Source organism: Simkaniaceae bacterium (assembly GCA_021734805.1).
Classification (GTDB): Bacteria; Chlamydiota; Chlamydiia; order Chlamydiales; family JACRBE01; genus Amphritriteisimkania.
Map to the genome: position 1 here is coordinate 1 of JAIPIG010000043.1, position 11,253 is coordinate 11,253.

Here is an 11,253-nt window from a genome sequence, read left to right on the forward strand (position 1 = left end):
CTGTATTTTCTGCTCGTCGGTAGGATAGAATCTGTATCGATATGATCTATTTACAATTTTCATATTATCGTTGTAACACACCATTAAGTATCGTGCAAGAAGAAAAGATGGCTTATATCCCCACGCCTAAAGGCGGGGGGTTTTACGCCGTCAGCGATAAATAAATTAACGATAAAAGCGCCCAAAATTCAGTTGAAATTTCGATTTGGTCACACAGCTCTCATAAAAAAATGGCTAGGAGAAAGATCTATTGACTTTGGAATTGCCCTAGATAATGAAGACTTGTCGGCTTTTGAAACAACTTTACTTTATCGGGGAAGATTTAATTTATACTATAATGCAAATCAACCGGTCTCTGAATTGATTACCAAAGCAATCTTTACGGAACCTAGACCTGAGGTACACACTCTCAAAAAAAACTACCGGCAGAAATATGGCATCGAGTTAAATGCTTCGATGGAAGTGTCTAGCTGGGAGACAATCGCCTCTCTAGTCTGTAGTAGTTCATCTGTTGGTTTTTTCCCGGACTATTTATTATTTCATCCGAGCAGAACAAACCATCTTTTACCATGTAATCTAAATCTACCTGAGATACCCTATTCTATCTTTATTGTTATAAGTAAGGATATTCCTCAATCCCCCAGCTCCCTTCTATTGTTAAATATGATGAAACAAGCGTTTTAACTCTGGTAAAAGCAGCTAGGCTCTGAATCTAACTACTTGTAACTTAAAGACTCCTGATACTAGATCCGAACTAGCAACCAACGAATTATGAGTCCGCTCCTGACCCGATGCCGTCAGCTGCCCTTAGGTACCCGGGTAAGATTTTCTATTCACAGTTTATCCCGTATGAGTATGCTCCGGCCCAACGTATTGAACAGGGCCGCGAAGGCGAGCCAAGGAAGGCGGCGAAATAGACTGAGGTGATCGATATCAACGGCTGTCGATTCGATCACCTGGAAAGCCCCCCGCTGCCGCTTAAAATGCCCTACCCCTGAGCTCATATGGAAGAGTAGGCCCGTCTTAAGGGCATGCCCGATTACAAGCGCCGTCACCATGCGATAGAGACCAAGAGCCGGAGGAAGCGTCAAGTCGTAGCCGACAATCGGCGTTGTCATCACATCTTGGCAGGTGAAAAAGGCGATCACAGCGACAAGTCGCTCTTTATATCTGATCCCGGTAAAGGTGAGCGTCCGATGGGCTAGCGCCTCTTCAAAAAACCGGGCCGTGAACTGGGGATTGAACAGGGAGTACTTCTCCAGGTAAAGGGCATCGTAGAGTTCTTTGATGCGCGGAATATCGGTGGGCTCAAATGCCTCATGGGGAATGACCTCGATCCCCTCTTGCTCTAGCAGGGCGAGATCTCGCTTGTAAATCCAACGGTTTTTACTTGGCATGCGGCTGAACTGCTCGGGGTCGAAAAAGTAGACGCTGCGGCTCGTAATCACCCGATACCGCTGCTTTTTTAGCTCGTTTGTCAAAAAGGGATTAATCCGTTCATTGAGCGAACGAAAGGTGATCGTGTAGGCCGGGAATCGCTCTCTTAAAAACACTGTTATAGCACCGATTTGCTCGGCCGTTAGAGACTCGTAAAGGTTTGTGGAGAAGAGGGCGTTGTTGACGATCACCATCCGGTTGATCTTCGCCCACTTGAGCCACCGTTTGAGAAGAAAAAAGAGAGGTTTTAACCACCACTTCAGCCATGGCTTGCCGTGGCGCTCCATTTCTTCCTCTGCATATGGAATGACCGCATAGGCTGATGCCACATACGAGTTCTCATACTCACTCTCGTTGATCGTCAGCGGGAGAAGATAGTCATCCACCCTTAAAAAAATAACCTTTGTTTTTACATTCGCCACATAACTCTCCGCTCCCTCGCGGATTAACCCGGCTACATAGTGGCGGATGAGCGACCGCTCCCTTGTCAAGAGCTCATTGAGATCGGAGAGGTTGCCGGCATCATAGAGTTCAATAATCGGCATGGAATTCCCTCTTGATACGGCGGAGTTTTTGGTGCATGTCACGCGCTAGAGGCTCGGACAAAAACTCAATATCGGGGACCTCACAGCCACACTGTTTGACATAATCTTGGATATTTTGCTTCAGCCGCAGAGAGGGGCGATCGACAAAGAGGAGCATCCGGCGCGGTGAGCGCTGTATCAGTTGATAGTCAATAATCTGAGGGTCGGTGAGCATGATCTCCCGGCGGAAAAAATCGGGAAAAATGGGAACCGGCTTCCCCTGTTTGAGGAAATAGAGAATATCATCGCACCTCCCTTCAACTGCCTCAAGAGCGAGGTGGGAAGAACCGCAGGGGCAAGGTTTTTTTCTAATCCGCAGCACATCATCAAGGCGATAACGAATGATCGGCTGCACTGATCGGTAGAGGTCGGTGATAATCGGGACAAAGCGTCCACTCTTTTCATCGATCCACTCCTTTTCCATATAGATGAGGTCTTCATTGATGTGGATCGAGCCATGAGCGCACGAGGTACCTAAAAAGCCCTCCGTACACTGGTAAACCTGAAAGACGGGTTGATCAAATGCCTCTGCAATCACCCGCTCATCCAAAGGGTCAAGGCGCTCAGCACAAGCAATGAGCCGGAGGGGACGGTGCCCTCCTCTTTCTGCAAGTAGTCGCAACACAGAAGGGGGTGCAATGACGACCATTGGTTTTTTTTCGATCCATTGACGATAGAGCTCATCAAAGGGACGCTGCAGATCAAAAAAAGTGAAAGCGATGCGCCGCGATTGCACTGTTTGATAGAGCGCACTATTGGCGCGTAAAAAAAGGCCCACGGTTTGCCGCTTGAAAAGTGACATGGGAAGCAATTTAGCCAAGGCATGGCCGCACCACGCCTCCTTCTCTTTTTGGGAAAGCAGAAACACGCCACAGTTGCCCGATGTGCCTGATGATAGACCAACGGTGAGATTGCCAATATCCTCGCCAACCATCGCCCGTGCAATCGCCTCTTCTTTGGAAATGCCTTGGGTATTGAAGTTCGAAAAATTCTCCATCATCTCCCGTTTGGAAATCACCGGGAACCCATTGAGAGCGGCATAAAAAGACGAATGGCTCTTGGCATAGGCGTGAATTTTTTGTAGCCGCTTCTTTTGATGCTTTTCAATCTGCTCACGCGACCAGGTTCTAGCTTTGAGCGCCCGGATATAATTGATCAAAATTCTCAACATATTTCCTCAATGGCATGAGTCGGATAGCAGCGTACCCCTTGCCCTGTGAGCCGGTGAAGCTCTTCAAAGGTGTGGAGATACTTCTTCCGGTCTTCTTGTATCCACTGTCCCACAAAATGAGGGCTCTCCCCTCTTTGTAATGCCTCAGATGACCAAGCGGCATCGCCGATCAGCAGGAGTGAGTCGGCTTGTATAAAAAGCCCCATCTGCCCCATTGCATGCCCCGGCAGGTCGACGACTTCTATCCCGTCCCACAGCGGAGCACTCTTCAATGCCGTCGAGAGGAAAGAATGGCAAAAATCGCCCGCTTCGAAGCCGATTGATCCGGGAGGAACGGGGGGGATGAGTTTGCGAAAAAAGCCCCTCCTAAGCGAAGAGAACCAACCACCGCGCATCAAGGTATTCAGCGCATCTCTCCGGTAGATCCAGGGCGTTTTAGAGAAGTCGCTTAAAGCGGCAATATGGTCGGGATGGTAGTGGGTGATGAAGAGATAGGCGATATCGCTTGGAGCGATCCCCTTGTGTTTGAGCTGCTCAGCCAGGGGTTCTCCCATCGTTACCGGTAAAAGGCAATCATAGAAACAAGTCCCGGCTTTAAAATAGTCTTGGCTATATCCCGTATCAACTAATATCAAGCCATGGTGTGGCACATCGACTAAAAATGCCCGAGCGGGAAAGCGCACCCGCTTCCAGGGGAGCGAGGGAGTGGCGATCTTCCCGGGTCCCGTGCAATATCCGACTTCAAAAATCTTCATCGCTTCCTCCACCATGCCACATAGCGAGCAATCCCCTCTTTGAGTGAGACACAAGGGGTGTATTTCAGTTCGCGCAATGCCTTCTCAATCGAGAGAGTTTGGGTGAAGGAGAGAACACCGATGGTATAGGGGGTGAAAAGGGGCTCTTTTTTTGAGAGACGCGAGAGGCGATCGGCGAGCCATGCCGCAGCATAAGCCGCAGGATAGGGGATATTGCGCTCGCAATATGTATATCCGATACCCGTGACCAGCTCTTTGCACAGCTCGTGTAAAATGACCGATTCGCCATTGGTGATATTGTATTTCTGCCTATTGCAGGAACTACTTGCCCTCACCGCACAGAAGATGGCATCAGCGGCATTTTCAAGATAGGTGACATCAACAATGACATCTTCGGATCGGAAGCGGGGCATTCCCCCTCCCTCTAGCGCCTGGAGAATGCGCGGCATCAAGACCTGATCTCCGGGACCAAAGAGGGCGCGCGGACGCAGCGTGATCGTCTCTAACCCCTGCGCATGTGCCCCATCGACGATAGCCTCAGCGCGCCGCTTACTCTCGACATAGGCATTGGCCGGGCGTGGGGCGATTTGATCTTCTGTGATGCCGATCTGATCGCGGTAGTCGAAATAGATCGAGGAGGTCGATATATGGATCAATCGGCGTACGCCTTCTGCTAAAGCCGCATCAACCACATGCTGCGTCCCCTGCACATTGATCTCTTCAAAATCTGCCCTACTTCCCCACGGTGAAGAGAGGGCGGCGATGTGGATGACAATCTCACATCCTGCCATGATCCCGCTGATCTTCTCTCTCTCTTTTAAATCGCAGGCGTGGAGTTCGACTCCCGGTAAAATGAGCTGTCTAGCCCGCCGTGAAAATCCGACAACGCTATACCCTTGATCGACGAGTTGCTGCGCGGTGATTTGCGCTAAGGGACTCGATATTCCCGTGATGCAAACTCTCATAATTTCCTCCCATTGTATTCGACATCTCGACTCATCACTTCATGAAAGCCCTTTCCCTGGAAAAGGGTCTTTTTCATCACATCGATCAACAATCTAGGGATGCAAAAGAGGGGCTTTTTATCGTACCGATCATAAAAAGGGGTTTTTCCTTTGAACAAGCGGCGCCAAAATTCCGGCTGAAAGATCTCTCCCTGCTTGATCCCAAACCATAGGGAAAAGAGGAGATCTCGGTAGACCGTGCCCCGCTGAGGAAAGAGGCAGGGCGTTTGCCCTGTCAAAAAAGAGGCAATCAATGCCGGCGACTTGTCAAAGAGATGGAGACCCGATGTGGCGCGCGGGTTGCACTCGATGCAGTAGACCCCATCCTCACCTTGGATGAAGTCAAATGAGATCTGCCCCGTGTAGCCATATCTCTCAACAAAAGTGCGAACAAATGCAAACACGTCGGGTGTCAAAATGCTACGGAACGTGATGCCCGAACCCATCCCCATCGATTGGAGCACCTGGTACTCGCTATGCGCCGTCAATTTTCCGTTGATAGCGACCGAGTAGGTGCAGAGGCGCACCCCTTCGATAAAGACTTGAGCAACATACGGATTGACGGGATCAAAGGGAACGGAGGGAAATACCTCTCCCGGCAGAATGAGATGGAGCGAGGCCCCAAAACGCGAATAGACTTTTTTCAAAATCATCTTCTGAGAGCTGCGAGGCAGAGCCGCTGCCTCTTCTCTCGTCCGCACGAGATGGGTTTCAGGAGCTTTAAGTCCATAGCGATTCAGCAGTTGGATGAAACTCCATTTGTTATGGAGCTCTTCGATCTGCTCAAAGGGCATTGTCAACACGCGCGTCAAAAGACGATCGAGAATCATGCTGATATAGAGCGCTTCTTCACACATGGGGATGAGCAGATCAACCTTTTCAGTGGCGATAATCACCTGAAGATCGCGCTCAAAAGCCCGGAGATCATGAGCGGGAGCGGCCACGGTATAGGCACGGTCGACAGCCGCTGAATAATCGCAGAGGGTGGGGCTCAAACTGTCGGCCACAATAACCCGCAGTCCCCCTCTCTTGAAGATCCGCGCCATATCGAGAGTAACGGGGGCACGGGCTCCCGTCAATAAAACAACATTAGTACTCAAGAATCATCCCTCCGATTGAAATTCCGGCTGATGTTCCGATGAGCAAGCACCGATCGCCCCGCTTCAATTTTCCCTCTTGAATCGCATAGTGAAGGGCAAAGGGAATCGATGTAGCAATCATATTGCCAAAATCTTTGACAATATTGATAATCCGCCCTTGGAAATCCCCGAGCTTCCGCTCAATCAAGCGGAGCGATCCGGGACTGGCTTGGTGGGGGATCATCAGCGACACGTCACCTTGTGCCTGTTCCATCAGGTCTTTGATCATCTTGAGCGCGCGCGGGATGGCCGACTTAAAGAGGAGAGGACCATCCATCTGAAAATAGCGACGGTACTCTTCTCCCACGGCTAAATTCTCGACATAGGGAAGTTTGCTGCCGCCGATTTCCAAGAGACACGCCTCTTGATCCTCAGTCCAGCTCTCAAATGCCGAAGCCTCAATACCCGCATTTCCTGTGCTTTTCCCAATGACAACGGCAGTTGCTCCATCGCCAAAAAGTGTCGCCGTTTTGGGATCAGCGGGGTTGAGCCCCACCGAGGCGATATCTGCTGAAACGAGCAAAATATGCCGCGCCTTTCCCCCCTCAATCAAGTCGGCAGCGATATCGAGCCCCAATAAAAAGCTCAAGCAGGTCGAGTTCACATCAAAAGCAAAGCTCTTTTTCAATCCCAATTGCTTGTGGATGAGGGCTCCCATCGAGGGGATGGCTTGCTGTGGAACACCGGAAACTCCTATGATGACATCAATCTCTTCAAGCGACAAGCCTGCAGCCTCAATGGCCTGTAGCGCGGCTTTTGTGCCCATGGATGAGGCATCTTCTCCGGCGGCATAGTAGCGCGTTTCTACGCCGCAGCGCTCCATGATCCATCCCTTTTCAAGGCCGAGCCGCTCTTCTAAAATCTCATGTGTAATTTTTTCAGCGGGCAGATAGCTCCCCGTTCCTAAAATGGTGATTTTTTTCTTAGACATACAAGGTGATCTCCCTTGTTTTTTGAGTGAGTTTTTTCCCTTCCAGTAGCTTCTTCACTTCCATACCAATGAAGTCAGCGCGCGTTGAAACAAAAGGGTGTTTACTGTTGCTTTTCTTCCGATGGGCGGCGATGCGATTGAGTATATCTTCGTCTTGCTTCATCGCGATGCGGAATAAAAAGCGGGTCAGTGGGCGAAACACCACAAGGGGTAGTTTCGTCTTCATCGCTGTGACCAAATAAAGACTTGAACATTGTTCATTTACGGGCAAAATAAAACCGGTAATCAAGAGATGATCTTTTTTCGATGTCTCATATTCGAGCTGAATCACGTTGGGAGCAAGGAAGCGCCCTGCATTTTTCTCAACGCGCCGGCCCAGGGATAAAATCCGGTGGATCCACCCCTCTTGCTTGGCCTCCATGCGACATCTCACCTCAATGCCCCTCTCTTGGTTCTCGATCTCGAGTTGAATCGGTTTCCGCTTGCTTTTATCAGAGCGGATCCATCCTGAGTGGACAAAATGGGTATGGAGGGGATCGAGGGCATTTTCAATGACATCGAGCATGCCTACCTCAACTCGACTCTCGAGTAAAAAGGTGGTATATGCAGCATCCCCGAGTTCGTAGATCTGCGGAATCTCTCCTCCCTCAAGCGACGTCCAAATCAACCCATATTTAACCTGTACGGGAAAGCTCTTTACACCATGAATGGATCGAGGGGTAAAATCGGGGAGACCGGGGATCGCCCGGCACTTTCCCTCTCCACAAAAACTCCATCCATGATAGGGGCACACGAGACAATCCCCTTCTACACGCCCTTGAGAGAGGGGCGCTCCGCGATGGGGACAGCGATCCTCGAGCACCCGAACGCTCCCTTGGCTATCTCGAAACACGACCAAAGGATGGCCCATGAGCTCGACAGCCCTTGGCTGCTTCTTCAGCTGGGCTTCAACACAGATCGGAAAGAAATTTTGAACATTGTTCATATTACCTCAAAAAAATTTACTTCAGCAATCCATCGAGAGTATTCGTCAGATAGCGATTGATATAGCTATCATCGACGGTTTGCTCAACGACTTGGAGTTTACGGTTGAGCGTGATTGAGCTGATGCCATGGATCGTCGCCCAGTAAAAGGTCAAGATCTGGTGGAGTCTCCCCTTCTCTTTAGGGAACGCCTGTCCGATTTTATCTTCGATCTGTTTCAATCCGGTGATGACTTTACTTCGATACCAATCGGGAAGGTAATCGCGGGTGGCGACCTCAAATAAGGCTTTCCAGAAATGGTGGTGCTGTTGTGAGAATCTCAAGTAAGCGTGGCCAATTTCAAGGAAGACCTCTTTTAAATTCCCGTCTTTCAACTTCTGGTCGATGCTTTCTTCAATGGCAGAGTAGAGCATTTCGAGGGTATGAGCGTTGAGGTGGAGGACGATATCATCGTAGTTCTCAAAAACATTGTAGACGCTGCCTAAAGAGCAGTTGCTATGCTTGGCGATCTCGCGGATGTTGATCGCCTTTTCGCCTTTGACTTCCATGATCAACCGGGCGGAGTTGAGAATAGTTTGTTTCAGTTGGGTCTTACGCATACGCATGAACGTTGTTCAATCAGGAAGTTTACTTTAGCGCAAATGAGATGATTTGGTCAATGCAAGAGTTTTTTAAAACCGTCCCCGTTCTCCGGCTACCGGGTACACTTCGAACTTTTGATTGGCATAATTTCAGACAAGACATCCTCAATAACTATTTCAATAATCTCTCATATCGATCTGATAACCTGTATTTACGCCCTCTATTAGAAAAATCGATAACAATAAGAAAGTCTTCTTTGACCCATTGAGCACAAAGGGCTGCACTAGTACGAGGCTTATAACCAAATAATTCTCCAACTTGATGGCTGGTAACAACTTCAAATTGTTGAAATAATTCAAGAGCTTTACGCTGCTTAGGATCGAGTTTTTTCAACAAACTACTTTGATCGGAAAAACCTTTTTTTCCTGCTTCCGTCATATGTTTTAAAATACTTTCAAAAGAAAACACCATCCCTTCAATAAAATATTCAATCCATTTTGTAATTTCAGCTTCTGCCCGTCCCATGTAATAATTATGAGATTCTCCAATGCTTATTGCATCATAATAAGCTCCCAAATTACGAGCATAATATTCTTCCAATGAATAGACCCCTTTCAAGTCATATCCTCCTAGATATAAAATCAGTGTCGTAAGAAGTCTAGCTGTCCTTCCATTTCCATCATAATAAGGGTGGATAGTTGCAAATTGATAATGAGCAATTGCGGCAACTAAAGGGCAAGGAAGATCATTAGAATGCTTAATCCAATTTACTAGAGATACCATTAATTCATTCACATCCTTAGCTTCTGGAGGCATGTAAATAATTGCTTTGGTTCGAGCGTCTTGAATCACATTTTGTCCATCTCTGTATTTTGATAATTTTACATTTATTCTACCATTAGCCATGACGAGAGCATGGAGAGTTTGAATATGTTTTTCTGTAATTTTTATATTTTTTGCTGCCCACTTTTCCACTTGAGTTAAAGCTGTATAGTATCCCTTAACCTCATGTTCCTCTCGCTCTCTTCCGGGAAAATGTCCTTCATGTTTTATTACTTCCTGAACTTGATTCGGCTCAAGTTGATTTCCTTCAATCATCGTTGAATAATGTGTTGTATATAAACGAGCTGTCTCTCTTAAAGAGTTCAAAATCATTGGGGTCACAGGTAAGTGCTGCATTTTTTCTTTTGCAGCTTCAATACGTATAAGATGACACATGATTTTAGAAGAAATAATATATTTTGGCTTAAATTTTGCCTGCATTATAACAGCCTTTTATCTGCATTCATCACACCTATGATTATGCAGTTAAAACGCTGATAAAATCAAGAAATAACCCTAAAAAACAACAACCCACTCATGATGAGTGGGTTGGAATCTCCAGTTACTGGATACACTTCGAACTTTTGACTGGCTAGGCTTTAAAGATAAACCTTTATCCACCTCACATTTAGCTAGTTATAAACCAGTTGCAAATATTGTATCCCGTAGGATACAATAAAGTTATGGAAATTGAGATTGAACTCTATGAAACAGCTTCTGGTCACTGCCCCTTTGACGATTGGTTTGAAAGTCTAAGAGAACTGCACACTCGCGCTAAAATCCTCACAAGGCTTGACCGTCTAAAAGTGGGGAACTTTGGCGATTGTAAAGCCATTGGCGATGGAATCGCAGAACTGAGAATTCACTATGGACCTGGAATTAGAGTCTATTACTCGAAAATAGGAAATAAGATCGTGCTCTTGCTTTGCGGAGGAGATAAAAGTTCGCAAACCAAGGATATTAATAAAGCTAAGGAGTATTTAAAAGAGTACCAATTGAGGGAGAAAAAACATGGCAAAAAATAAAAATTATCAAGAGTGGCTTTTAGAAAAGCTAAAGGATCACGATGAAGCAGTTAGCTATCTCAATGCTGCCTTAGAAGAAAGTCTTAAAGGTGATGAAGAATCTCAGCATCTTTTCCTCGTCGCTATTCGCAATGTTGCTGAAGCACAAGGTGGTGTTGGGAATCTCGCAAAAAAAGCGGGTATTGGAAGAGAAAGTCTCTATAAAACTCTTTCAGAAAAGGGCAATCCTAAATGGCATACTCTTGTTTCATTGGTGATTGCTTTGGGGTTGAACTTACGATTAACTTAAATCTATTCTAAAAAAGTATCATAAATGATTGATCGATTGAGCTTAACAAGCATTCTATTAGAAGTAAGCGGGAATTAAGTATCAGAAAAATTTTGGAATATGCGAAGATGAACCCAAGGGTATGGTTCTAAGTGATTGTTGCTTACACAACAAGAAAAAATCTGCTCTAAGTCTCTTTTAAGAGGGCTGTCAGTTTTCCTATAAAAAACCGGCTGTTGTCCCCGGTAAAGCCAATCGAGAAGCACAAGAGAAATGGATTGCTGAATATGAGCAGCTAAAAAAGGGCCTGTTGTCCAATGAAACCATCTGTTTTATAGATGGCGTTCACCCGACGCATAACACAGTAGCCGCCTACGGATGGATTAAAGTAGGAGAAAGAAAAGAGATACCGAGCAATACGGGAAGATCTCGATTAAATATTTCGGCATCGATCGATATGTTGAATAAAAAAGTAGTTCTTCATGAGGATAAGACGTTGAATACGGCCTCTACGCTGGCTTTTTTTAAGAAAATAGAAGAAGCGTATCCTG

At 46.9% G+C, this 11,253-nt stretch carries 14 protein-coding genes; 4 read left to right on the forward strand and 10 right to left on the reverse strand.

Translation table 11 applies throughout. The annotated features are described in order from the left end of the window. A partial coding sequence (locus tag K9M07_07420) for a helix-turn-helix domain-containing protein (protein MCF7853051.1) occupies nt 1-84 on the reverse strand: 84 nt, incomplete at its 3' end. Between the two features lie 30 nt (nt 85-114). Here K9M07_07420 and K9M07_07425 point away from each other — a divergent pair. After that, nucleotides 115-684: a LysR family transcriptional regulator substrate-binding protein gene (locus tag K9M07_07425; protein ID MCF7853052.1), complete on the forward strand. Its 570-nt coding sequence runs from the start codon at nt 115-117 to the stop codon at nt 682-684. 149 nt (nt 685-833) lie between these two features. Here K9M07_07425 and K9M07_07430 read toward each other — a convergent pair whose 3' ends face one another. The 9 genes from K9M07_07430 to K9M07_07470 all read right to left on the reverse strand — a co-directional run bounded on the left by K9M07_07430 (nt 834) and on the right by K9M07_07470 (nt 9,850). Further along, nucleotides 834-1,982, reverse strand: a complete 1,149-nt coding sequence (locus K9M07_07430) for a GNAT family N-acetyltransferase (GenBank protein ID MCF7853053.1) — start codon at nt 1,980-1,982, stop codon at nt 834-836. After that, a complete protein-coding gene (locus K9M07_07435) occupies nt 1,969-3,192 on the reverse strand; it encodes a hypothetical protein (GenBank protein ID MCF7853054.1) in 1,224 nt (407 codons plus the stop codon). Before K9M07_07435 ends, K9M07_07430 begins: the two co-directional genes overlap by 14 nt. Then, entirely contained in the window at nt 3,186-3,947 is a 762-nt protein-coding gene (locus K9M07_07440; GenBank protein MCF7853055.1) for an MBL fold metallo-hydrolase, read from the reverse strand. Before K9M07_07440 ends, K9M07_07435 begins: the two co-directional genes overlap by 7 nt. Continuing rightward, on the reverse strand, nt 3,944-4,912 hold the full coding sequence (locus tag K9M07_07445) for an NAD-dependent epimerase/dehydratase family protein (protein MCF7853056.1): 969 nt from the start codon (nt 4,910-4,912) through the stop codon (nt 3,944-3,946). Before K9M07_07445 ends, K9M07_07440 begins: the two co-directional genes overlap by 4 nt. Further along, nucleotides 4,909-6,051: an ATP-grasp domain-containing protein gene (locus K9M07_07450; protein ID MCF7853057.1), complete on the reverse strand. Its 1,143-nt coding sequence runs from the start codon at nt 6,049-6,051 to the stop codon at nt 4,909-4,911. Before K9M07_07450 ends, K9M07_07445 begins: the two co-directional genes overlap by 4 nt. After that, a complete protein-coding gene (locus tag K9M07_07455) occupies nt 6,041-7,021 on the reverse strand; it encodes a hypothetical protein (protein ID MCF7853058.1) in 981 nt (326 codons plus the stop codon). The genes K9M07_07450 and K9M07_07455 overlap by 11 nt, the downstream gene beginning before the upstream one ends. Beyond that, a complete protein-coding gene (locus K9M07_07460; GenBank protein MCF7853059.1) occupies nt 7,014-8,006 on the reverse strand; it encodes an aromatic ring-hydroxylating dioxygenase subunit alpha in 993 nt (330 codons plus the stop codon). Before K9M07_07460 ends, K9M07_07455 begins: the two co-directional genes overlap by 8 nt. Nucleotides 8,007-8,022: 16 nt before the next feature. Beyond that, entirely contained in the window at nt 8,023-8,604 is a 582-nt protein-coding gene (locus K9M07_07465; GenBank protein MCF7853060.1) for a TetR/AcrR family transcriptional regulator, read from the reverse strand. A 154-nt stretch (nt 8,605-8,758) separates the two neighbouring features. Continuing rightward, nucleotides 8,759-9,850, reverse strand: coding sequence for a Fic family protein (locus K9M07_07470; GenBank protein MCF7853061.1), 1,092 nt, complete (start codon nt 9,848-9,850; stop codon nt 8,759-8,761). A gap of 242 nt (nt 9,851-10,092) precedes the next feature. Here K9M07_07470 and K9M07_07475 point away from each other — a divergent pair, with 242 nt between their 5' ends. The 3 genes from K9M07_07475 to K9M07_07485 all read left to right on the forward strand — a co-directional run. After that, nucleotides 10,093-10,434 (forward strand): type II toxin-antitoxin system RelE/ParE family toxin, encoded by a 342-nt coding sequence (locus tag K9M07_07475; GenBank protein MCF7853062.1) that lies wholly within the window; start codon nt 10,093-10,095, stop codon nt 10,432-10,434. After that, the gene (locus K9M07_07480) at nt 10,421-10,723 is read left to right on the forward strand and encodes a putative addiction module antidote protein (GenBank protein MCF7853063.1); all 303 of its coding nucleotides are present in this window, start codon (nt 10,421-10,423) and stop codon (nt 10,721-10,723) included. Before K9M07_07475 ends, K9M07_07480 begins: the two co-directional genes overlap by 14 nt. 289 nt (nt 10,724-11,012) lie before the next feature. Continuing rightward, nucleotides 11,013-11,253 (forward strand): transposase (locus tag K9M07_07485; protein ID MCF7853064.1); only part of this gene is annotated, 241 nt, incomplete at its 3' end.

Excerpts from the sequence above, each read along its gene's own strand:
- K9M07_07430 (MCF7853053.1), bottom strand. The coding sequence starts at position 1,982 with ATGCCGATTATTGAACTCTATGATGCCGGCAACCTCTCCGATCTCAAT.
- K9M07_07435 (MCF7853054.1), bottom strand. The coding sequence starts at position 3,192 with ATGTTGAGAATTTTGATCAATTATATCCGGGCGCTCAAAGCTAGAACC.
- K9M07_07440 (MCF7853055.1), bottom strand. The coding sequence starts at position 3,947 with ATGAAGATTTTTGAAGTCGGATATTGCACGGGACCCGGGAAGATCGCC.
- K9M07_07445 (MCF7853056.1), bottom strand. The coding sequence starts at position 4,912 with ATGAGAGTTTGCATCACGGGAATATCGAGTCCCTTAGCGCAAATCACC.
- K9M07_07455 (MCF7853058.1), bottom strand. The coding sequence starts at position 7,021 with ATGTCTAAGAAAAAAATCACCATTTTAGGAACGGGGAGCTATCTGCCC.
- K9M07_07460 (MCF7853059.1), bottom strand. The coding sequence starts at position 8,006 with ATGAACAATGTTCAAAATTTCTTTCCGATCTGTGTTGAAGCCCAGCTG.
- K9M07_07465 (MCF7853060.1), bottom strand. The coding sequence starts at position 8,604 with ATGCGTAAGACCCAACTGAAACAAACTATTCTCAACTCCGCCCGGTTG.
- K9M07_07470 (MCF7853061.1), bottom strand. The coding sequence starts at position 9,850 with ATGCAGGCAAAATTTAAGCCAAAATATATTATTTCTTCTAAAATCATG.
- K9M07_07475 (MCF7853062.1), top strand. The coding sequence starts at position 10,093 with ATGGAAATTGAGATTGAACTCTATGAAACAGCTTCTGGTCACTGCCCC.
- K9M07_07480 (MCF7853063.1), top strand. The coding sequence starts at position 10,421 with ATGGCAAAAAATAAAAATTATCAAGAGTGGCTTTTAGAAAAGCTAAAG.